This is a genomic window from Sorangium sp. So ce131 (assembly GCF_051519095.1).
In the GTDB taxonomy this organism is placed as follows: Bacteria; Myxococcota_A; Polyangia; order Polyangiales; family Polyangiaceae; genus Sorangium.
In genome coordinates, this window is the sequence record NZ_CP150455.1 from 4,512,909 (window position 1) to 4,532,808 (window position 19,900).

Annotated in this window: 13 protein-coding genes; 10 read left to right on the top strand and 3 right to left on the bottom strand. The window is 74.4% G+C overall.

Annotation, left to right across the window (positions count from 1 at the left end; genetic code table 11):
* Nucleotides 1-166: 166 nt before the first annotated feature.
* Nucleotides 167-1,867, top strand: a complete 1,701-nt coding sequence (locus tag WMF43_RS16585) for a serine/threonine-protein kinase (protein WP_437681348.1) — start codon at nt 167-169, stop codon at nt 1,865-1,867.
* 70 nt (nt 1,868-1,937) lie between these two features.
* Here WMF43_RS16585 and mutH read toward each other — a convergent pair whose 3' ends face one another.
* Complete coding sequence (mutH, locus tag WMF43_RS16590; RefSeq protein WP_437681349.1) at nt 1,938-2,618, bottom strand: DNA mismatch repair endonuclease MutH; 681 nt, start codon at nt 2,616-2,618, stop codon at nt 1,938-1,940.
* A gap of 280 nt (nt 2,619-2,898) precedes the next feature.
* Nucleotides 2,899-6,387 carry a protein kinase domain-containing protein gene (locus WMF43_RS16595; RefSeq protein WP_437681350.1) on the bottom strand — a complete coding sequence of 1,163 codons (3,489 nt, stop codon included), beginning with the start codon at nt 6,385-6,387 and terminating at the stop codon, nt 2,899-2,901.
* Between the two features lie 338 nt (nt 6,388-6,725).
* On the opposite strand from WMF43_RS16595, the gene WMF43_RS16600 reads away from it, so the two are divergent.
* A complete protein-coding gene (locus tag WMF43_RS16600) occupies nt 6,726-7,925 on the top strand; it encodes an aminotransferase class V-fold PLP-dependent enzyme (protein ID WP_437681351.1) in 1,200 nt (399 codons plus the stop codon).
* Between the two features lie 129 nt (nt 7,926-8,054).
* The gene (locus WMF43_RS16605; RefSeq protein ID WP_437681352.1) at nt 8,055-10,046 is read left to right on the top strand and encodes an FTR1 family protein; all 1,992 of its coding nucleotides are present in this window, start codon (nt 8,055-8,057) and stop codon (nt 10,044-10,046) included.
* Between the two features lie 96 nt (nt 10,047-10,142).
* Here WMF43_RS16605 and WMF43_RS16610 read toward each other — a convergent pair whose 3' ends face one another.
* Nucleotides 10,143-11,000: a metallophosphoesterase gene (locus tag WMF43_RS16610; protein WP_437681353.1), complete on the bottom strand. Its 858-nt coding sequence runs from the start codon at nt 10,998-11,000 to the stop codon at nt 10,143-10,145.
* Nucleotides 11,001-11,217: 217 nt separating this feature from the next.
* Between WMF43_RS16610 and WMF43_RS16615 the strand changes: the two genes are divergently transcribed.
* From WMF43_RS16615 to WMF43_RS16645, 7 genes are all read left to right on the top strand, one after another.
* Nucleotides 11,218-12,966, top strand: a complete 1,749-nt coding sequence (locus tag WMF43_RS16615) for a phosphoenolpyruvate carboxykinase (GTP) (protein ID WP_437681354.1) — start codon at nt 11,218-11,220, stop codon at nt 12,964-12,966.
* Nucleotides 12,967-13,193: 227 nt separating this feature from the next.
* Entirely contained in the window at nt 13,194-13,751 is a 558-nt protein-coding gene (locus WMF43_RS16620; protein ID WP_437681355.1) for a GbsR/MarR family transcriptional regulator, read from the top strand.
* A 91-nt stretch (nt 13,752-13,842) separates the two neighbouring features.
* Nucleotides 13,843-14,919, top strand: coding sequence for a polyprenyl synthetase family protein (locus WMF43_RS16625; RefSeq protein ID WP_437681356.1), 1,077 nt, complete (start codon nt 13,843-13,845; stop codon nt 14,917-14,919).
* A gap of 110 nt (nt 14,920-15,029) precedes the next feature.
* Entirely contained in the window at nt 15,030-16,304 is a 1,275-nt protein-coding gene (locus WMF43_RS16630) for a hydroxymethylglutaryl-CoA reductase, degradative (RefSeq protein WP_437681357.1), read from the top strand.
* Nucleotides 16,301-17,038, top strand: a complete 738-nt coding sequence (gene ubiE, locus WMF43_RS16635; RefSeq protein ID WP_437681358.1) for a bifunctional demethylmenaquinone methyltransferase/2-methoxy-6-polyprenyl-1,4-benzoquinol methylase UbiE — start codon at nt 16,301-16,303, stop codon at nt 17,036-17,038. Before WMF43_RS16630 ends, ubiE begins: the two co-directional genes overlap by 4 nt.
* Nucleotides 17,039-17,080: 42 nt before the next feature.
* Nucleotides 17,081-18,922, top strand: a complete 1,842-nt coding sequence (gene menD, locus WMF43_RS16640) for a 2-succinyl-5-enolpyruvyl-6-hydroxy-3-cyclohexene-1-carboxylic-acid synthase (RefSeq protein WP_437681359.1) — start codon at nt 17,081-17,083, stop codon at nt 18,920-18,922.
* Between the two features lie 43 nt (nt 18,923-18,965).
* Nucleotides 18,966-19,895 (top strand): 1,4-dihydroxy-2-naphthoate polyprenyltransferase, encoded by a 930-nt coding sequence (locus tag WMF43_RS16645; protein WP_437681360.1) that lies wholly within the window; start codon nt 18,966-18,968, stop codon nt 19,893-19,895.
* The last annotated feature ends 5 nt before the right edge of the window (nt 19,896-19,900 follow it).

Genomic DNA, 19,900 nt, shown 5'->3' on the forward strand with positions numbered 1-19,900 from the left:
CCGCTGCGGCCACGGTGCGCCTGCGAGCGCAGCGCGGCCCAGCGCGGCGCCCCCCCGCGCCTGCTCCGGGGGTCTCCCTACGCCGGCGCCATTTTCGCGTCCGTTCGCATTACGGCGGCGTGACGGGAATCGCCTCGGAGAACCGCCACGTGTATACCTTAACTTGATGGCGCGCTCCTCTGGTGAGCCGGAGTCGACCGAAGGAGAAGACGCGGTCGGCCCGGAGACGGCTGCGTTTCCGCTCGGAGCGGGGGAATCCAGGCCTGACAACGTCTACACGATCGCGCCTGGCACCGTCATCGCGCGCAAGTACCGCGTCGAGCGGACGATCGGCCGTGGCGGCATGGGCCTCGTGGTCGAGGCGCTGCACCTCGATCTCGATACGCGCGTCGCGATCAAGTTCCTGCTGCCCGAGTTCATGTCGTACACGGAGGCGGCGGAGCGGTTCATGCGCGAGGCGCGCACGGTCGCCAAGCTGCAGACGCCGCACGTCGTCCGCGTGCTCGACGTGGCCGCGCTCGAGAGCGGCGAGCCGTACATGGTCATGGAGCTGCTCGACGGCGAGGATCTCGCGTGCCACGCCGCCGAGGCGGGCACGCTCGCGATCGGCGAGTGCATCGATCACATCGTGCAGGCGTGCGAGGCGCTCGCGGAGGCGCACGCGCTCGGCATCGTCCACCGCGATCTCAAGCCGGCGAACCTGTTCCTCACGAAGCGCCCCGACGGCGCCCCGTTCATCAAGGTGCTCGACTTCGGCGTCTCGAAGATCCTCACCGGCGACACGGGCAACGTCTCGCTCACGCAGACGACGACGATCCTCGGCTCCGCGCTGTACATGTCGCCCGAGCAGATGCGCTCCTCGAAGAGCGTCGATCCGCGGACGGACATCTACGCGCTCGGCGTGTGCCTCTTCGAGATCATCGGCGGCCGGCCGCCGTACGTCGCCGACAGCTTCCCCGAGCTGTGCGCGAAGATCTACACGTCGCCGCCCGAGCCGCTCCAGGATCTCCGCCCCGAGGTGCCCGAGGGCCTCGTCGAGGTGATCGAGAAGTCGATCGCGCGCGAGCCGGAGGATCGCTTCCAGTCGATCGCGGAGTTCGTGCAGGCGCTCGCGCCGTACGCCGCGCCGGGCACGCGCACGACGATCGCCGGTATCCTCCGCCTGCACGCCTCGGAGCTCGATCTGCCGCCGCCGGCCTCGCGCGGGGCCACGACGAGGAGCGCGCGCGTGTCGCGCGCGAGCAGCGGCGGCCCGTCGGTGAGCGACAAGGCCTCGCGCTCCGGCGGCTCGGCGCCGCCGGCGGAGGACGAGGCTCCGCGCCGCAGGCGCACGCTGCTCTACGTGACCGTGGGAGCCGTCGCGGTGGCGGTGGGCGCGTGGGGGGCGCTCCAGTTCCGCAGCCGGTTCGCCGGGGTCCTGGGGGACGCGCCCCCGCCCGTGGCGAGCGCGCCGGCGCCGAGCGAGACCGCCGCTGCCGTTGCCGTCGACCCTGCGCCCCAGGCTCCGAGCGCCGCGGCCGCGACCCCGAGCGTCGCCTCGACGGGTCAGGCAGAGGGCGCCGACGCGGGCGCGGCTGCGATGGACGCGGGCGCGGCCGACGCGGGCGCGGCCGACGCGAGCGTGAGCTCGGCCGATCCAGCGACGGACGGCGGGACCGCGGCGGGAACGGCGGCGCCGAGTGCGGGGACGGGCAAGGCGTCGCGCGGCGGTGGGCGGCGCCCGCGCGACCCGGGGGCGACCGGGTCGCCTTCCGTCGACGCCGATCCGCCGCGCACCGTCACGCCGACGGTGAACACCGATCTCTCGATGGAGACGTGCATTGCGACGATGCCGGACGGCACGAAGAAGGTCGTCCCCTGCAAGTGACGTGCGGTGACGACGTGCGGTGACGACGTGCGGTGACGACCTGCGGTGAGGCCGCGCTCCGGGGCGCCGATCACGGCGGCAGCGCGGCAGGGTCGCTCAGGATGGCGCCGGTGAAGCCGGGGCGCAGGTAGAAGCCGCGCGGCAGCGCGGCGATGAGCTCCCCGTCGCGCCCGAACGCGAGCGTCCGCGATCGCCCGCTCGCGGCCTTCGGTCGCACCTGGAGCCAGCGGCCCGCGTGCGCGGTGAGCCCCTCGATCGCGCCGATCCCGATGAGGCCCATCAGCTCGTCGAAATCGGCGCGCAGGACGTGCTCCTGCGCTCGGGTGGGCCGCCACAGCAGCGGGGTGCCCAGCCGACGTTCCTCGCTCGGGCGCCCCTTCGCGGCGACGATCGGGACCCAGAGCACCTGGGCGAGCTTCTCGCGCGCGCGCGATGTCTCCCACTCCGCGCGGTCCGCGTCCGACAGCGAGATCGAGCAGACGAACGTCGACTCTTGCGGCGCTCCGGCCGCGTCGACGGGGATCGTCTTGAGCTCGATCCCGAGGTGGGGGAAGTCGGGCCTGGACGTCGAGCCGGCCGTCGCGCCGAGCGCGCGCTCGACGAGCGCGCCAGCCGCGCCCTTGGTGCGCGCGCCGCCCCGGGGGATCGCGCTCCCGAGCGCGCGGGCGAGATCGGCGAGCGTCAGGCCGGCGAGGGCGTCCGCTCGGCCTCGGAGCTCGGCTTCATCGCGCGGCGGTACGACAGAGGTCAACGGGCCGGCCTTAAGGCATCGGGCGCCGCGACTCCAGCGCTCCAGTCGCCCTGCGGGGATAGGTTGGCCGCCGGGATGCGCCGAGACGTCGATTCAATCGAGCAGCGCTGACCCGGGGGCCATGGCGGCCTACTACGCGGCCCCCCGAACGCGCCGCCGAGACAAAGCCTACCGCCGAAACCCCGTCCTGGGCTGCGGGAAATAGAGGAAAATTACGTCGGGGATTTCCTGAATGTCTTGCCGAGGTTCGTCGCCGCCCCAACAGTTCAGGGCTTTGTCGTTAGAGAGGCCACCGCAGGTCTGCGAGCTGGCCCGTGAGGCGGAGCAGCATCTCGCGCAGCGAAGACGCCGTGGCGCGGGCTCGCGGATCGTGGCGTAAGCAGGCAAACAGGAACCCTGCGATGTCCGCCGTCCTGGGGTTGTCGGCGAGGCGCTTGAGCGGCGCGGGCAGGCCGTCGTGGGTGACGTGCGCGGTGATCAGCGCGACCTCGGTGGGCGCGTCGAACAGCGTCTTCCCGGTGAGGACCTCGTAGGCGAGGCAGCCGAAGCTGTAGATGTCGGCGGTCAGCGGCGTCGGGACGGCTCCTTGCGGGAGGACGCCCCAGATCTCCGGGGCGCCGTAACACCCGGTGGCGCAGCCGGGGCGGATGTGGCGGCCCGCGAGGCCGAAATCGACGAGCACCGGCTCGCGCCCGCCGCGCAGGATCACGTTGGTCGGCTTGACGTCGAGGTGGCCGACGCCGACGCCGTGCATGGCCTCGAGGCCGGCGAGGATACCGTCGAGCAGCGCCACCGCGCTGCGGCAGGTGAGGCCGCGCGCGTCGAGCAGCTGGTCGCAGCGGATGCCCTCGATGAGCTCCATCACCAGGATCGGCTTGGGGCGGGCGCCCGCGTCGAAGGTGACGAAGCGCGCCAGGTTCGGGTGATCGGGCAGCGAGAGGAGCGCGCCCGCCTCCTCCCGGAACAACCGGAGGAAGTCGGCCTCCGAGACGCTCCGGGCCGCCGTGTGATCGTACTCCGGCACCTTCAGCGCGAAGCGCTCCGCGGATGGATCGTGCCGCTCCTCCGCGCGCGTGACCACGAACACCGTGCCCAGCGAGCCCCCGCCGAGCTGGCGGTGCACGTAGAAGCCACCCAGCGTGCGCCGGCTCGGCAGCCACGCGGGCAGCGGATGATCGAGCAGGGCGACCCCGCCCGGCGCGCTCGGCCGCCGCACCGGGAGCGTCGCGACGCGCGGCACGACGAGCGCGACCACGTCGGCGAGCGCGCTCGGGATGCCCGCGCGCGCGGCCGACACGAGCGCCTCGATGGGCGCGGCGAGGTTCGGCTCGACGTCGTCGACGTCTGCTTCCTCCTGCAGCGCGACCTCGATGGCGAGGCGCAGCGGCTCGGTCGCGCCGGAGGCCGCCGAGGCGGGGTGCTCCCCGCAGCGCCGGCGGGCGCCGGCGGTGAGCTGCGACAGGCGCGTGAGGGCGTCCTCCAGGGCGCTCAGCGGCGACACGTCCACGTCGCCGTCGCCCGCCGCGGTGAGGCCGCTGAGCGCGCGCGCCGTGTTCAGCGCCCCGAGCGCGCGCGAGAGGCGGGCGAGCGCGCCGCGCACGATCTCCGTGCGCTGCGACGCGCCCGCCGGCAGCGCGGTGACGAGCGCCTCGAGGGCGGCGATGCGCGCGAGCGCCGACCGCGCGCGCTCGGCCTCGGCCAGCTCGGCGTGGAGCGCGCCCTGCCGCGCCGACCGGAGCGACGACACCGGCTCGCTGTCCGGGTTGCTCGCGCGATCCCGCCGCGCGCCGCGCGCGAACCGCGCGTAGGCGCGCAGCAGCTGGGCCACGTCCGGGTGCATGCTCGCCTCGCCGAGCACCTCCAGGTCGTCCGGATCGCCGCCGCGCATCGCGGCGTGCAGGAAGATGTCCGCCGCGTCGGCCGCCCCCTCGCGGACGAGCGCGTCGAGGCCGCGGGCGACGGACGCGGCGATCGCCCGGCGGAGCGACGACCCGCGGTCGGCGCGCAGCCGGTCGAGCAGCACCCCGATCGCGCCCGTCCAGCGGGCGAGGACGCGCGCCTTGAGCTCGGGCTCGCCGCCGAAATCGGTGCTCTCCCCGTCGATGAGGTGCAGCAGCGCGCGCAGGTTGCGCTGGTGCACGGTCACGTGCGGCTGCGACGCGCCCGCGCGCGCGGCGGTCCCCTCGGCGCGCAGCAGCCAGCGGGCGAGCCGCTCGTCGAGGTCGTCCAGCGAGGCGACCCCGGTCGAGTCCTCGCTCGGCCGGCGGTTCAGGAGGAGGAGGCTCTTCAGCACGTCGGAGCCGAGCAGCTGCGTGTCGAGCTCGCGCACGAGCCCCACCGCGGCCCTGCGCGCGGCGGCGCTCTGCGCGTCGTCGAGATCGCACAGCTCGATCTCCTCGAGCGCGCCCACGACCTCGGCCGCCAGCCCGTAGGCCTCGAGCGCGCGGCCGTGCGCCTCGCGTGGGCCGCTCTCGACGAACGCCGCGACGGCGCCGTCGATCGCGCCGCGCAGCAGCGCGATCCCGGCGCCGTCCATCGAGAGGTCGCGGTGGATGACGCGCGCGAGCGCCGCGAGCCCGTCGTCGCGGGCGTGCGCGGCGGGCGGCGCCTCGATCGCGTCCGCGAGCGCGCGGGCGCACTGCGCCGCGGCGCGCGCGCCGAACGGCCCGCCGCGGCCCACGAGGCCGCGGAGGTCGTGCCGCAGCTCGACGATCGCCTCGGCCGCCGCCATCGGGGCCGCGCGCGCGATCGCGTCGAGCAGCGCCTCGGCCGCCTCGGGCTCCGCGTCCGCCGCGACGGGGAGGCCCCACACCATCGCCATGCCGATGCCGGGGTCCTTCGCGAGCAGCGGGCCGCCCAGGATCTCCACGGCGCGGCGGAGCGCGCCGTCCGGATCGACCGCGACGCTCGCCGCGAGCGAGGCGGCGCCGCGGCGCCACTCGGTCGGGGACAGGTCGGGCGCGAAGAGCGCGCTCATCTCCTCCGCGAAGGCGGGCAGCACCCCCGCGAGCAGGCCCCGCGCCGCGGCGATGTGGCGCCAGACGAGCGGCTCGCGATCGGCGAGCAGCGTGTGCCAGGCGAGCGCGATCCCGTCGGAGCTGCGGTCGAGATCGCGCCGGCCTCCGTCGACGACGTTGCGGAAGAGGCGCAGCGGCAGGTCGTCGCCCTGCGTGGCCCGCCGCGTCGCCTCGCGGGCGGCGCGCTCGAGGAGGCGCGCGGCGAGGCGACGATCCGCGAGCGACCCGGTCGATGGCGCCGCGATCCAGTCGCGCGACAGCTCGCGCCGCGAGGCGAGCAGCAACGCGAGCGGATCGACCGGGATGTCGGCGCCGGCGGGCAGCCAGAGCGAGAGCGCGACGCGGGCGCGGATCCCCGCGCCGGAGAGGCCGCGGGCCGAGCCGGCGGCCATGCGCGTTGCGATGGCGACGAACGTCGCCGCATTGCCGGCGTAGATCTGCCCGAGCACGCGTCGGCCGAGCTCGCGCCGCTCGGGCCCGAGCGGGAGCGCGCCGGCGATCTCGTAGAGGGCGACGCTCGCCGCCGCCGGCGCGAGCCAGCTCAGGTCGTCGAGCAGCCCGTCGGCCATGGCGGTCTGGACGCTCCGCAGCAGGGTATCCGGGCTGATCGCGTCGAGCGGCGTCGCGCCGTCGAGCGCGTCGACGAGGGCCAGCGAGGCGACCGTCTGCCGGAAGAGCGCGCGCCGGACGTTCGGATCGTCGTGGGACGTGAGATCGACCAGCCCTTCGAGGTATTCCGCGCGCGGTCTCATCGGGAGGTCGCGCAGTCTAGCGCGACGGCGCGCCGGCCCCCCTCCCGCGCCGCAGCAATCCTCGCGCACCATGAAAACCCCAGCTCCTCCGACCCGACGGCACGCGCGCCGCCCCTCATGGCGCCGCGCGCGCTACCTCCACCTACGATGTTGGAACCCGCCGCGAGCGCACCTCCGCCGCGCGTCCCGCGGCTGACCTCGCGCGCTGCGCGCCGGTGCGACGCGGGGGTGCCGGGGTGGAAGTGACGGTGGAAGTGCGTTAAGCGGGGGCGCGCCCCTCGCGCGCGCGCCCGCCGACCGACGTTGTCCGTCGCGCCCTCGGCGGCCGGAGACATGGAATGCAAGGAGACGCAGAAAAGGGCTTCTCGTTCGACCTCGACGCGCTGCGCGCGGCCTACGCGCGTTTCCTCGCGCCCGCGGGCGGCGCGGCGCCCCGCATCCTGCTCACGGGCCACTCTCACCAGGCGTGGCCCGACGTCGCGCGCGACGCGCTCGCCGCGTGCTTCGACGACGCCGCGCGGCTCGTCGACGACAAGTGGGACGCCGCGGTGCTCCCCAAGCTCTCCGCGGTCGGCGAGCTGATCCTGGAGCGGATGGGCTTCGACCGCGGCGACGCCATCGCCTTCGGCCAGAACACGCACGAGCTCGCCTACCGGCTGATCACGTCCCTGCCGCGGCGCGAGCGGCAGCGGATCGTCACCACGCAGGGGGAGTTCCACTCGCTCCGGCGCCAGCTCGCCCGCCTCGCCGAGGAGGGCGTCGACGTCGCGTGGGTGAACGTCGAGCCGCGCGACACGCTCGCCGATCGGCTGCTCGAGGCGCTCACGCCGGGCACCTCGATGCTGGCGGTCTCGGCCGTGCTCTTCGAGAGCGCGCTCGTCCTGCCGCGCCTCGACGAGATCGTCCTGCGCGCGGTCGAGGTCGGCGCGGTCCCGCTCGTCGACGCCTACCACGCCTTCAACGTCGTCCCGATCGCGTGGGGCCGCGCGGCGCCGCACGTGTTCGCGGTGGCGGGCGGCTACAAGTACGCGGCGATGGGCGAGGGGATCTGCTGGCTGCGCGTCCCTCCCGGCTGCGCGCTCCGCCCGGTCTTCACCGGCTGGTTCGGCGACTTCGGCGCGCTCGCGGGCGGCGGCGGCGGCGTCGCGTACGCGCCGGGCGGCGCGCGCTTCGCGGGCGCCACGTTCGACCCCTCGGCGCTCTACCGCGCCGCCGCGGTGCTGGCGCACTGGGATCACTTCGGCCTCACCGTCCCGAGGCTGCGCGCGATCTCGCTCCGCCAGACCGGCCGCATCCTCGACCACCTCGACGCCGCGGGCCGCGGCGGCGACGTCCTCTCGCCGCGCGAGCCCGAGCGGCGCGGCGGCTTCGTCGCCGTCCGCGCCGCGCAGGCGGGCGACGTCGTGTTGCGCCTCCGCGCCCGCGGCGTGCTCGTCGACGCGCGGCGCGACGTGCTCCGCATCGGCCCGGCGCCGTTCCTCACGGACGCCGAGATCGATCAGGGCGTCGCCGCCGTCGTCGAGGAGCTCGATCGCTAGGCCGCGACGTGGACGTCGCCGCCTGACGCCGGGCAGCCTGCGCCCACGTCGCGACCCGCACACACCCGCGCTCGCCGACCGCGCCCAATGCCTTGATCCCGGCGTCCACCCCACGTAACTTTGCTGAATATGACTATCAACTTCACGCGTGGCCAGCGGCTCGTTGCCTTCCTGTGCCTGGCTGGCGTGCTGCTGTGCACCCCGCGCGCGCGCGCCGATCAGGGCGATCCGCCCGAGGTCGAGGCGCAGCGGCTCGTGCATATCCTCGGCTACATCGGCGCCGACTACGGCGGCTCGGTCGCGAACGGGGTGGTCACCGTCCCGGACGAGTACAACGAGCAGCTCTCGCTGGCGGCGGACGGCGCGAAGATCGCGGCGCGCATCCAGCCGGCGATCCCGCCCGGGCGCGAGGTCGATGTCCCGGCGCGCATCGCGAAGCTGCGCGAGCTGCTCGATCGGAAGGCGCCCCCGGAGGAGGTCGCCGCGCTGATCGCGGGCCTCAGGACCGAGCTCGTCAACGCCTTCCAGATCGAGGAGGCGCCGCGCGCCGCGCCGAACGCCGCGCGGGGCAAGGGCCTCTACCTGGAGCACTGCGCGACCTGCCACGGCGAGACCGGGCGCGCGGACACCGCCCGCGCGGCCACGTTCACGCCGCGCCCGGTCAACTTCCACGACCCCGAGCGCGGCGAGGCGATCGCCCCGTACCGCGTCGTGAGCACGGTCCGCTTCGGCGTCGACGGGACGGCGATGGTCCCGTTCACCTTCCTCTCCGACGCCGACCGCTGGGATCTCGCCTTCCACGTCGTGGGCCTGCGCCACCAGGGCGTCGCGCCGGCCCCGGCCGACAGCGTGCCGGCCTACACGCTCGCCGAGCTCTCGGCGCGCACCGACGCCGATCTGCGCGCCGAGCTCAAGGCCGCCGGCGTCCCGGCCGATCGCGAGGCCGCCGCGCTCGCCGATCTGCGCCTCCGCGCGCCGTACGAGGATCGGGCCGCCCGCACCCCGCTCGGCCTGGTCCGCGTGAAGCTCGAGCGCGCGCGCAAGGCGGTCGCGCGGGGCGATCGCGACGGGGCCCGCGGGCACCTCATCGACGCGTACCTCGAGGGCATCGAGCCGATCGAGGCCCCGCTCCGCGCCGCGGACGCCTCGCTCGCCGCCGCGCTCGAGGCCCGCAGCATGGAGCTCCGCGGCGACCTCGAGCGCGGCGCGTCCCCCGCCGAGCTCGGCGCCGCGATGGATGTGCTGCTGCGCGACGTCGGCCGCGCCGAGTCGCTCCTGTCGCCCTCCTCGGCGCCGAAGAGCTTCGCCTCGACCGCCCTCTCGAGCGCCGGCATCCTCCTGCGCGAGGGCGTCGAGGCCGCGCTGCTCATCGCCGCGCTCCTCGGGATCGCCTCCCAGGCCGGGCTCGCGGACAGGCGGCGCTACGTGCACGTCGGCTGGGTGACCGCGATCGCGCTCGGCCTCCTCACGTGGTTCGCCTCGGCGCGGCTCGTCGCGATCTCCGGGGCGCAGCGCGAGCTCATCGAGGGCGTGACGGCGCTGCTCGCGACGGCGGTGCTCTTCTACGTGAGCTACTCGTTGCTCGCGAAGCGCGAGGTCGCCCGCTGGATGAAGTTCCTGAAGGAGCAGATCTCGCCGCGCCGCGCGGCGCTGTCGCTCTTCGGCGTCTCGCTGCTCGCGGCCTACCGGGAGGCGTTCGAGACGGTGCTGTTCTACCAGGCCCTGCTCGCCTCGAACGCCTCCGCGACGGCCGCCCTCGTGGGCGCGGCGGCGGGCGCGCTGGTGCTCGTGGCGCTCGTCGCGGCCTACTCGCGCGCCGGCCGCTTCGCGCCGCCGCAGGTCTTCTTCCGCGTCTCCAGCTACCTCCTCTACGCGCTCGCGATCATCTTCGCGGGGCAGGGCGTGGCCGCGCTCCAGATGGCCGGCAAGGTGCCTGTCCACGCGCTGCCGTTCCGCGGCGTGCCGGCCCTCGGCGTCTTCCCGACCGTGGAGACGCTCGCGGCGCAGCTCCTGCTCGTGCTCCTCGCCGTCGTCGGCGTCCTCGCGCAGCGCCGCCAGGCGAACGCGGCGCCGAAGCCTCCCGCTCCGCCCGCCCAGATCGCTCCCGGCTCGGCCGCCTGAGCCCCACGCCGCTCGCGGCTGCCCGCGAGCGCCCGCGCTGCTCGCGGCTGCCCGCGGCGGCGCTGCTGTGCGTGGCGCCGCGGCTGCCCGCGGCGCTCAGGGCTGGCTGTGGACGCGCGGCGCTTCCGGGTAGAGCGACCGGAGCCCGCGCCACGCGGCGTCGGACGCGCTCTCGGCGGGCTCGGCGAGATCCCACTCGAAATAGAGCTTGTCGCCGTCGAAGCAGCCGAAGCTCGTGGAGACGCAGAGCATCGGCTCGCGCTCGATCGCGTACCCCGAGCGCGCGACGTCGTGCCCGTAGATCGCCACGCGTGCGTCCGGGTCAATCGCGCGCAGGAACGCATAGGCGCGCTCGCTCGAGGTGGTGCGCGCCCAGAGGAGCGCGCCGAGTGTCCCCTGCAGGGTCATCTCGTTGAGCGGGACATCGTGGAACCCGTCGAGCGGGAGCCGCTCCAGGTCCTGCCGGCTCTGGATGCGCGCGTGGGGCGCCGCGTGCAGCATCACGAGCCGCGCCGCGTGCGCGACCGCGACGAACGGCCACCCGCGGAACCAGCTCCGCATCGCCAGCGTGTCCTCCGGCCCGAGGAGCTCCTCGAGCCGCTGCGCCTCGTCCGGGAAGAACTTCGCCACGACGGGGCCGCCCACGTGCGCGTGCTCGTGGTTGCCGAGCAGGTAATGAACGCGGCCGGGGTGGCGATCGGCGAGCTCCTTCGCCTGCTTCAGCAACCCCACCGAGTCGCCGTGGTAAAATGAGCCGAGATAGTCAGGCCATTCACTCTCGTCGAGCTCGGGGCCGTGCACGAGATCGCCTGTTATCACGAGCACCGCGCCGTCGCGCCCCGCCGCCGCCTGCTCGAAAATGTCGGCGATTCGCTCGAAATCCGCGACGTTGCCCTGAAAGTCGGTGGCGACGATCAATTTGCCACGATCAGGGAGGTCGACGACACGCTGCACGTCTCCAGCATAGCCGAACGCCCCTGCTTTCGGCTCGCGTGAACGAAGATCCGCCGGCGCGTCGCGCGCCGCGCGCCGAGCACCAACCGACGGCCGCACCGCACCACACTTCGCCGCACCGCGCTTTCAATTCGCCAGATCGTCCAGGTTTGACGGATTACTACAACGATACTGTCCCTTGGCGGGTCATCTCGGCCAGGCTAGGCTGCATGGGACGATGCAAAAGCGGAAACTTTCAGCGTGGGTGGACGAGGTCGCGCGGCAGACGCGGCCCGACCGGGTCGTCTTTTGCGACGGATCCGAGGAGGAGAACCGGGCGCTGATCCAGGGGATGCTGGGAGACGGGACGCTCGTCGCGCTCAACGCAGACAGATACCCCGATTGTTATCTCCACCGGAGCCACCCGACCGACGTCGCTCGGACTGAGCACCTCACGTTCATCTGTTCTCGGGATAAAGAGGAATCGGGCCCGACGAACAACTGGATGTCGCCGGAGGAGGCCTCGCAGAAGGTCGGCCGGCTGTTCGACGGGGCGATGAAGGGACGGACGATGTTCGTCGTGCCCTACCTGATGGGGCCGGCGGGGTCGCCGTCGGCGAAGGTCGGCGTCGAAATCACCGACAGCCCCTATGTCGTCGCGAGCATGCGGATCATGACGCGCATGGGCAAGGTCGCGCTCGAGGCGCTGGGCAGCTCCGAGGACTACTGCCGAGGGCTGCACTCGCTCGGAGACCTCAGCCCGGAGCGCCGCTTCGTCTGCCATTTCCCCGAGGAGCGGCTCATCTGGAGCATCGGCTCCGGCTACGGGGGGAACGCGCTGCTCGGGAAGAAGTGCTTCGCGCTGCGCATCGCGAGCACCATGGCCCGCGACGAGGGGTGGTTCGCGGAGCACATGCTCATCCTCGGCCTGGAGGATCCGGAGGGCCGCGTGACGTACATGTGCGCGGCGTTCCCCAGCGCCTGCGGCAAGACGAACCTCGCCATGCTCGTGCCGCCGGCGTCGCAGAAGGGCTGGAAGGTGTGGACCGTCGGCGACGACATCGCCTGGCTGCGGATCGGCCCCGACGGCCGGCTCTGGGCGATCAACCCGGAGGCGGGCTTCTTCGGCGTGGCGCCCGGGACGAGCTCGAGGACGAACCCGAACGCCCTGGCGACGCTGTCGAGGAGCTCGATCTTCACGAACGTCGCGCTCACGCCGGAGGGGACGCCGTGGTGGGAGGGCTTCGACGGCCCGGTGCCGCCGGCGCTCACCGACTGGAAAGGCAACCGCTGGACGCCGGAGAGCAAGGAGCCGGCGGCGCACCCGAACAGCCGCTTCACGGCGCCCGCGCGCCAGTGCCCCTCGATCTCGCCGGAGTTCGACGCCCCGGCGGGCGTGCCGATCTCGGCCATCATCTTCGGCGGCCGCCGCGCGCGGCTCGCGCCGCTCATCTACGAGGCGCGCGACTGGGTGCACGGCGTCTACCTGGGCGCGACGATGGCGTCGGAGACGACCGCCGCGGCGACCGGCAAGGTGGGCGTCGTCCGCCGGGACCCGATGGCGATGCGCCCCTTCTGCGGATACAACATGGGCGACTACTTCCGGCACTGGATCGAGCTCGGCCAGGGCCGCGCGGGGTTCCCGAAGATCTTCCACGTGAACTGGTTCCGCCAGGGCGAGTCGGGCAAGTACCTCTGGCCCGGCTTCGGCGAGAACCTCCGCGCGCTCCGCTGGATCGCGGCGCGCGTGCGCGGGGACGCAACGGGCCGCGACACGCCCATCGGGATCATGCCCGCCGACGGCGAGCTCGACACGAGCGGCCTCGACGTGAACGACGAGGCGATGCGCGAGCTCTTCGCCGTCGACCCCGACGCGTGGCTCGAGGAGGCGCGCGAGCGCGCGGCGTTCCTGGAGTCGTTCGGCGCGCGCATGCCCGAGGCGCTGCTCCAGCAGAACCGGGACCTCGCCGCCCGGATGCGGTCATGAGCTGACGCTCGGCCCGAGCGCCACGCCGACGCCGGCCGAGCGCCGCACCAAGAGCAGCCGACAGCCCCCACAACGAGACGCCGCCCCCCGCCCGCCGCCGCCGAACCCAGGCGCGCGTCGGCCCGCGCCGGCGCCGCCCGTCCGCTATTCGCCGAGGACGTTCGGGATTCTCTTGACGCGAGTCCAACTTGGCCCACACAGTTCCTTCAGAAAATTTTGAAAGTTCAATGAGCTCTTCACGTGACATCCAGCGCCAGGCCGAGCTGCTCGCCGCCGACGCGATCGGCGACGTCATCGAGCACTGGGGTTTCCGGCGGGTGCTCGGTCGCATCTGGACCGTGCTGTTCATCGCGGGCGAAGCCCTGCCAGCCGCGGAAATCGGCGAGCGGCTGCAGGTTTCTTCCGGGGCGATGAGTATGTCGCTGACAGAACTCCAGAGGTGGGGTGTAGTACGAAGAGTATGGAAACCGGGCGAGCGGAAGGAGTTCTTCGAAGCCGAGACGGACTTCTGGAAGATGATCTCCAAGGTGTTCGCCGAGCGCGAGCGGCTGATCGCCGACTCGGTGCGGGAGCGGCTGGAGCGGGCGTCCGAGCTGCTCGAGAGCCTGCCACCGAGCGACGCCGCCCGGATCAGCGTCGATCGCGTCGAGCGGCTCCTCTCGTTCGTCATCGTCGCGCAGACGGCGCTCGACGGGTTCATCAAGAGCAGGACCGTGGATTTCTCGCGGTTCGGGGACCTGGTCCGGTTCCCGATCCGCGCCGTGAGAGCGCGGCGAGGGGCCTAGCGGGCTCGTGATTTCGGAGGGCTCGACCGCTGCATGCGCCCCGCGCGGTGCGGGGCGCAGCGACGCGCTCGCGCTTCCAGGTGGAGATGGGATGACTGCGACTACAACGTTTACTGGGACGGTCCAGCGGAGCGATGTCGTCTCGAGCCTCGGGAGCATGTGCGCTGGACGCGGGCTCGACTCGCTCGCCGCGCGGCTCGCGGAGCTCCGGCGGCTGCTCGACGGCGATCTCGCCGACGTGGAGCGCGAGCTCTCCAAGGTCGGGCTGGACGGCGGCACGCCGGCGCACCAGAGCGCGCGCCACCTGCTCGGGCTGAGCGGCAAGCGGCTGCGGCCGATCTGCGTGGCGCTGGCCGCCCACATCGGCGGCGGCTTCAACGACGCCGCGCGGACCTTCGCGGTGGCGGTCGAGCTCGTGCACAATGCGACCCTGCTCCACGACGACGTGGTCGATCTCGGCGACCGGCGGCGCGGCGCGGACGCGGCGCGCGTCATCTACGGCAACGCCGCCTCGATCTTCGGCGGCGACTACCTGCTGCTCGACGCGCTCTCCCGGATCCAGGCGGCCGGCATCCCGGGCGTGCTCGAGCGGGTGCTCCAGGTGGTCAAGGAGATGGTCATCGCCGAGGCGCTCCAGCTCGCGTCGCGGGGCCGCGTGCGCACGAGCACGAGCGAGTACTTCCAGATCGTCGACGGCAAGACGGCGTCGCTGTTCCGCTGGGCGATGTTCGCGGGGGCGCGCGCGGGCGGCGTGAGCGAGCCGATGTGCACGGCGCTCGAGGGCTTCGGCACGAGCCTCGGCGTCGCGTTCCAGCTCGTCGACGACGTGCTCGACTTCGCGGGGGATCCGGAGGCGACCGGCAAGGCGCTGCTCACGGACCTGCGCGAGGGCAAGATGACGTACCCGCTCCTGCTCGCCATGGAGCGCGACCGCGAGCTCACGCCCGCCCTCGAGGCGCACTGCGCGGCGGAGGAGGCCGCGGTCGAGCCGGAGCTCGGGCGGCGCATCGCGCGGATCATGGTCGAGCAGCGGGTCGTGGACGACTGCCTGGAGCTCGCGTCGCGGCTCTGCGGCGACGCGGTGCGGAGCATCGAGCCGCTGCCGGACAGCCCGGCGAAGGCGGCGCTGGAGGGGGTCGCGATGTCGACGCCCCGGCGGAGGCGGTGAGCGGCCATGACGAGCTCTCGGAAGGCGGCCGCGCCGGGCGCGCGGAAATGGCGGGGGACAGGCGCGGGCGAGCTCGCGAGGCGGGCGCAGGCGAGGCGTGGAGGTCCCCAGTGAGCCAGAAGGTGTCCAGCAGGATCAGCGGTTTCTACAAGCGGTGCCTCGAGGATCGGCTCCGCGCGATCGAGGCGCTCGGGCTGCTCGACGAGGACGCGCGCGCGCACCTCGCGGGCGGCGGCGGGCTGCCGACGGCGGTCGCCGACCGGATGTGCGAGAACGTGATCGCGACGCACGCGCTGCCGCTCGGGCTCGCGCTGAACTTCCGCGTGAACCAGCGCGACGTGCTGGTGCCCATGGCGGTGGAGGAGCCGAGCGTCATCGCCGCCGCGTCGAACGCGGCGCGTATGGTCCGCCTGTCGGGCGGGTTCTCCGGCGAGGCGGATCCGCCGATCATGACCGCCCAGGTCCAGCTCGACGACGTGCCGGACGCCGAGGCGGCCGCGGGCCGGCTCGCCGCGGCGCGCGAGCGCCTCCTCGCCGCGGGCGACGCGGCGATCCCGCGGATGGTGGCGCGCGGCGGCGGCTGCCGCGACGTCGAGGTGCGCGTGCTCTCGGCGGAGCTCGGCGTGCTCGTGGTGCACCTCTACATCGAGGTCGGCGACGCGATGGGCGCGAACCTGGTCGACACCGTGGCGGAGGCGGTCGCGCCGCTCGTGCAGCGCATCGCGGGCGGGACGCTCGGCCTCCGGATCCTCACGAACCTGACCGTGCGCCGCCTCGTCCGGGTGACGGCCACGGTCGGCGACGACGCGCTCGGCGGCGCGGACGTGGCGAGCGGCATCGCGCGGGCGAGCCGCTTCGCGGAGCTCGACCCGTACCGTGCGGCCACCCACAACAAGGGCTTCATGAACGGGCTCGACGCGGCCGCGGTCGCGCTCGGGCAGGACTTCCGCGCCATCGAGGCGGGCGCGCACGCGTACGCGGCCATGAGCGGGCGCTACCGGCCGCTCAGCACGTGGGAGCGCGTGCCCGGCGGGCTCGCGGGCCGCGCGGAGCTGCCGCTCGCGGTGGGCACGGTGGGCGGGTCGACCGAGGTGCACGCGGGCGTGCGCGCGGCGCTGCAGCTCGTCGGCGCGACGTCGGCGCGCGAGCTCGCCGTGGTGCTCGCGTCCGTCGGGCTCGCGTCGAACCTCGCGGCGCTGCGCGCGCTCGCGAGCGAGGGCATCCAGCGCGGCCACATGCGGCTCCACGAGCGCAAGCGCGCGCTCGCCGCGGCGGCGCCGGCGGGCTCGGACGGCGGCCAGGCGCCGTCCGGCGAGGGCAAGCGGATCGCGACCGAGCGAGGCGAGGGGCCGCGCGCGGTGCGGCAGGCGGAGGGCGGGACATGAGCAGGCCAGAGCAGCAGGACGCGCCGGGCGCCGCGGCGGGGCGCCGCGCCGGCAGCGGCGAGATGTTCGACGGGATCGCCGAGCGGTACGACCTCCTGAACCGGATCATCTCGCTGGGGCTCGACCAGGGCTGGCGGCGGCGCGCGGTGCGGTCGCTGGAGCTCGCGCCCGGCGCCACGGTGCTCGATCTGGCGACGGGCACCGCGGATCTCGCGATCGAGATCGCGAAGACGCACGACGTGAAGGTCATCGGCGTCGATCCGTCGCAGGGGATGCTCGCCGTCGGCCGCCGCAAGGTGGAGGCCGCGGGGCTCGCCGGGCGGATCGAGCTCGAGCTCGGCGACGCGGAGGCGCTCGGGCGCGGCGACTCGAGCGTCGACGCGATCTCGATGGCGTTCGGGATCCGCAACGTGCCGGATCGCCCGCGCGCGCTCCGGGAGATGGCGCGCGTCACGCGGCCGGGGGGCCGGATCGCGATCCTCGAGCTCAGCGAGCCGCGCGGCGGGATCATGAGCAAGCTCGCGCGCTTCCACATCCACACGGTCGTGCCGTACGTCGGCGGCGCGATCTCGGGGCGCGACGAGTACCGCTACCTGCAGGACTCGATCGCGAGGTTCCCGCCGCCGGACGAGTTCGCGGATCTGATGCGCGGGGCGGGGCTGCGCGTGCTGCGCGTGGAGCCGCTCACGATGGGCGCGGTGTGCCTCTTCGTCGCGACGCCCGAGGGGGGCTGACGTGACGGCGCGCGGCGAGCGCGGAGCGCGAGGAGAGCGAAGGTGAGCGGCTCGAACCTCCACACGGCCTGGGCGCAGCTGTTCGTGCGCGCGCTCGCGCAGGCCGGCGTGCGGGACGTGGTCCTCTGCCCGGGCTCGCGCTCGACGCCGCTCGCGATCGCGGCGGCCGAGGCCGAGGAGGTGCGCTGCCACGCGGTCATCGACGAGCGGGCCGCGGCGTTCTTCGCGCTCGGGCAGGCGCGCGTCACGGGCCGGCCGAGCGTCTTCGTGTGCACCTCGGGCACCGCCGGCGCCCACGCGCTGCCGGCGATCATCGAGGCGCGCCAGAGCTTCACGCCGTTCATCGCGATCACGGCCGACCGCCCGTGGGAGCTCGCCGACGCCGCGGCCCCGCAGACCATCGATCAGGTGAAGCTCTTCGGCGACCACGTCCGCCACTTCGCCGAGCTCGGCCTGCCGGACCCGTCGCCGCTCGCGATGCGCGCGGCGGCGCGCATCGCGGCCCAGGCGGTGGCGATGGCGCTCGCGCCGACACCCGGGCCGGTCCACGTCAACGCGCGGTTCCGCAAGCCGCTCGAGCCGGTCGACGGGGCCGGGCCGGAGCCGTGGCAGGGCGAGTGGGAGGCGCTCATGCGGCGCGGCGGCCCGCGGGTCGTGCCGGGCCGCGCCGCGGTCGACCCCCGCGCGATCGAGGAGATCGCGCTGCGCTGCGCGCGCGCCGAGCGCGGGCTCATCGTCTGCGGGCCCGCCCCGAGCCGCGAGGACGACGCGCGCGCGCGCGCGTCGGTGATCGCGCTCGGGCGGGCGACCGGGTTCCCGGTGCTGGCCGAGGGCACGAGCCAGATCTACTTCGGCGGGCTCGCCGAGGGCGCCGTGATGCCGGCCTCGTTCGACGCCCTCCTGCGCGCGCCGGAGTTCCGCGCGGCGCGCGCGCCCGACCTCATCCTGGAGCTCGGCGCGCCGCCGACCTCGTCCGGCTACGCGACCTACATCGCCGAGCACGCGGGCTGCCGCCGGTTCGTCGTGTCGCCCCACGGCTGGAACGATCCGACGAACGCCGCGGCCGCCCTCGTGATGGCCGAGCCCGCGGACGTGTGCGAGGCGCTCGCGGCGCGCCTCGCCGGGGCGGCGATCGATCTCGGGCGCGCCCGGCTCGAGTGGGCCGCGGCGTTCGCGCGCGCCGGCGAGCTCGCGGCGGCGCTGGCCGCGCGCGCGTGCGCCGGCGACGAGCTCACCGAGGGCGCCGTGGCCCGGGCGGTCGCGGCGGCGTGCCCGGAGGGGTCGCTGCTCGCGATCGGCAACAGCATGCCGGTGCGCGATCTCGACACGTACTGCCCGCCGTCGTCGCGGGCGCTGCGCGTGCTGCACCAGCGGGGGGCGAGCGGGATCGACGGGCTCGTGTCGGCGGCGGCCGGCGCCCGCGCCGCCGCGGGCGCGCCGGTCACGCTGCTGCTCGGCGATCTCAGCCTGCTGCACGACCTCACGGGCCTGCTCCTCGCCGCGAAGGCCGCGGGCGGCGGGGCGCCGCTCGTCATCGTGGTGGTGCAGAACGACGGCGGCCGCATCTTCGAGCACCTCCCCATCGGGAGGAGCGGGGCCGATCTGCTCGAGCGGTGCTTCACGATGCCGCAGCACCTCGACTTCGCGCCCGCCGCGGCGATGTTCGGGCTCGCCTACGAGCGCGCCGCCACCGGCGCGGGGCTCGGCCGCGCCCTCGCCGACGCCTACCAGCGGCCCGGCGCCACCTTGATCGAGGCGGTCGTGCCGCCCCACGACGGCGCCGCCCGCGTCGCGCGGCTCTGGTCCGACCTCCGCCGCGAGATCGCCGCCCCGAGCGGCGCGGCGCCGGCGGACGGCGCGGCGATCGACGTCCAGCCCTCATGAACGGCGCGCGCGCCGAGCACCTTCCGGAGGAGAACCCATGAGCATGAGCCAGGTTGACGCGAGCACAGGCCCCGGACCCGCGATCGGCGTGCGCCCCGGCTCGTTCCGGGCGTGGCTGCTCGCGTGCCGGCCGGCGACGCTCACCGCGGCGCTCGCGCCGGTGATGGTCGGGACGGCGGTGGCGTACGCATCGGGGGGCATGCGGATCGGCCCGGCGCTCTCGGCGCTCGTGGGGGCGATGCTGATCCAGATCGCCACGAACTTCGCGAACGACGTCTTCGATCACGAGAAGGGCGCCGACACGCACGAGCGGCTCGGGCCCACCCGCGCGGTGCAGGCCGGGCTGCTCACGGCGCGCCAGGTGCGCCTCGGGCTGCTCGTCACCATCGCGCTCTCGGTGCCCTTCGGGATCCACCTCGCGCTCGTGGGCGGGTGGCCCATCGTCGCGATCGGCGTGGTCTCGATCCTCTCGGGCGTCGCCTACACCGGCGGGCCGTACCCGCTCGGCTACCACGGCCTGGGCGACGTGTTCGTGTTCGTGTTCTTCGGCCTCGTCGCCGTCTGCGGGACGGCGTTCGTCCAGCTCGGCCACGTCCCGCCGCTCGCGTGGGCGGCGGCCGTGCCCGTCGGCGCCCTCGCCACGGCCGTGCTCGTCGTCAACAACGTGCGCGACCGCGACACGGACGTCGTCGCCGGCAAGCGCACGCTCGCCGTCCGCCTCGGCCGCAGGGCGGGCGTCATCGAGTACGGGATGCTCCTCGCCGCCGCCTACGCCGTGCCGATCGCCCTCGCGGTCCACGACGACCGGCGGTGGACCCTGCTGACGCTCGCGACCTTCCCGCGCGCCCTGCGCCTCCTCCGGACGCTGGCGACGACCGACGGCCGCCCGCTCAACGAGTGCCTCGCCGGGACGGCGAAGCTCCTGCTCGCCTACGCGCTGCTCCTGTCGCTCGGGCTCGCGGCCCCGACGTGAAGAGC